Source organism: Candidatus Woesearchaeota archaeon, from assembly GCA_026394965.1.
GTDB lineage: Archaea > Nanobdellota > Nanobdellia > Woesearchaeales > 0-14-0-80-44-23 > JAPLZQ01.
The window spans coordinates 1-2,224 of record JAPLZQ010000078.1; the positions used below are offsets into that span (position 1 = coordinate 1).

General features: G+C 41.7%; 4 protein-coding genes. 3 read left to right on the plus strand and 1 reads right to left on the minus strand.

Going from position 1 to position 2,224, the window contains the following annotated elements; all coding sequences use genetic code 11:
• Positions 1–751: replication factor C small subunit (locus tag NTV63_03330; protein ID MCX6709954.1), on the minus strand; the 751-nt coding region annotated here is incomplete at its 3' end.
• 156 nt (positions 752–907) lie between these two features.
• On the opposite strand from NTV63_03330, the gene NTV63_03335 reads away from it, so the two are divergent.
• The 3 genes from NTV63_03335 to rpsM all read left to right on the plus strand — a co-directional run.
• Positions 908–1,177 carry a hypothetical protein gene (locus tag NTV63_03335; protein MCX6709955.1) on the plus strand — a complete coding sequence of 90 codons (270 nt, stop codon included), beginning with the start codon at positions 908–910 and terminating at the stop codon, positions 1,175–1,177.
• 141 nt (positions 1,178–1,318) lie between these two features.
• On the plus strand, positions 1,319–1,714 hold the full coding sequence (locus NTV63_03340; GenBank protein ID MCX6709956.1) for a ribonuclease P: 396 nt from the start codon (positions 1,319–1,321) through the stop codon (positions 1,712–1,714).
• Between the two features lie 125 nt (positions 1,715–1,839).
• Positions 1,840–2,224 (plus strand): 30S ribosomal protein S13 (rpsM, locus tag NTV63_03345; GenBank protein MCX6709957.1); only part of this gene is annotated, 385 nt, incomplete at its 3' end.

The window sequence follows — 2,224 nt, forward strand, 5'->3', positions numbered from 1 at the left end:
CAAAAAGCTTCTTTCTTGACTCAATGAACTTATTGGCAAGCGCAAGCTCAAGCACATCCCTCAGCTCCTTCGGCCTTGCAAAGGATGCCACATCATAAACAACCTTTTCTGTGATTACGTTTGAAACTGCTGCGCAGCTCTGGAGGATGTTCTCAAGCTTTCTGCAGTCCCCGTTTGAAACCTGGAAAAGTGCGTCCTTTGCAGAATCATCAATCTTTATCCCTTCCTTGTCTGCGATTTTCCTTATTATCTCGTCAATGTCCTTCCTCTCAAGGTGCTTGAACCTAAAGACAGCGCATCTTGACTGGATTGGCTCGATTATTTTTGAGGAATAGTTGCATGAAAGTATGAACCTGCAGGTTTTGGTGTAGTTTTCCATTGTCCTTCTGAGCGCCTGCTGTGCCTCCCTTGTGAGAGCATCGCTCTCGTCAAGGTAGATTATCTTGAATGGTGCATCGCCCATTGTCCTCGTCCTTGCAAAATTCTTCACACTTTCCCGTATTACATTAATGCCCCTTTCATCAGAGGCGTTAAGTTCAAGGAAGTTCTCGCGCCAGCTCTCCCCAAAGAATTTCTTTGCAATGACTATTGAAAGCGATGTCTTTCCTGTTCCGGCTGGGCCTGAAAAGAGTATGTGGGGCATATTTGCATTCTTGACAAATGCCTTCACTCTTTTCACAATCTCGTCCTGCCCGTAGATTTCCGAGAAGTCGCTCGGCCTGTATTTCTCTGTCCACATCGCATTGTCCATTAAACCACCACTGTGAAAAACCAAAAACCACCTGCATTTATATATTTTATCAAAGGGGCAAATGAGAACAGAAGGGGATAGAGAGAAAGATTTAAATACGCATTTTATTGATTATGTATTTAAGAGATTTTAAGTTAAAAATAAGAGGTGCTTTTTATGAAAGGAAAAAAGGGTGCTGAGCTTTCTGTAAATGTGATAATCATTGCAGTGATTGCTCTTCTTGTCCTGGTGGTGCTTTTCGCGCTATTTACTGGACGGCTTTCCATATTCAACATAGGCGTTGCCAGTTGTGAAGGAAAGGGAGGAACATGCATACCAGAGACCATAGGGTGCGGTGAACAAAAATATTCCTTCCCTGGAACAAACTGCCTGAAAGCAAAAACGGGAGTTGTGGGAGAACTTTGCTGCATACCCCTGCAGAAGTAAGCAGCCGTTTATTTTTTTATTTTAAAATTTTACTTGTTCTTGCTTTATCACATTTTTTATAATTTATAATATTCTTTCAGATTATCCTAATGCTTCCTGCAGAAAGATTAATTAATATATTAGGACAAATTCTGCAATACCATGAATTCCTTAGGCGCTGATTCAGATAAGTCCAAGGTTCTTAAGAAGAAGCCATACAGAAGAAAGCCAGAGGAGTCAACAGGGCTTGCATATGAGAGGATTATCGGGCTCTTCAAACTGGCTGAAGAGGCTTTTCCAAAAAACAAAAAACTTGCAGACAGGTATGTTGAGATTGCAAGGAAAATCTCAAGCAAATACAAAGTCAGAATCCCCTCAAACCTCAAGAAAAGGTTCTGCAAGCACTGCCACTCTTTTTTGGTGCCTGGAAAGAATCTCAGGATAAGAAGCCAGAAGTCGCATCTTGTCTACTGCTGCCTTGAGTGCAGGCGCCTTATGAGGTTTCCCTACAAGAACAGGGAAAAAATTGAATCAAAACTGGAAATTCAAAAGCTTTAAATACAACCTCTTTTCTCCCATCCTTAACAGCCCGAGTTCATTTTGAGCGATTTAGGGTTCCTACGGAATTCTATTAAGCATATTCGGGAAATTTCATCAGCACAATAATACGGATGTTGGATAAAATGGAAAAGAAACCAGAAAGAAAAATGGAAGGAAAGGTTGAAACCTCTGAAAATTTCAGGCACATAGTAAGGGTTGCAAATACCGACTTGGAAGGCAAGAAAAAAATCGGAATTGCATTAAAAAAGATAAGGGGCATAAGCTTCATGATGATAAATGCAATCTGCACCTCTGCCGCAATAGAGCCGGCAAAGACTGCAGGAGAGCTCTCTGATGCTGAACTCAGAAAGATTGAGGAGATAATAAAAAACCCTGCTGCATTCGGGATACCCTCGTGGATGTTCAACAGACGGGGCGATTACGAAACTGGAAGCGATCTTCACCTCATAGGAAACGACCTGAGGTTCATGCAGGACAATGATGTCAAGAGGATGAGGATGATAAAGA

Coding starts and splice junctions, on each gene's coding strand:
- NTV63_03340 (MCX6709956.1), top strand. CDS start 1,319: ATGAATTCCTTAGGCGCTGATTCAGATAAGTCCAAGGTTCTTAAGAAG.
- NTV63_03335 (MCX6709955.1), top strand. CDS start 908: ATGAAAGGAAAAAAGGGTGCTGAGCTTTCTGTAAATGTGATAATCATT.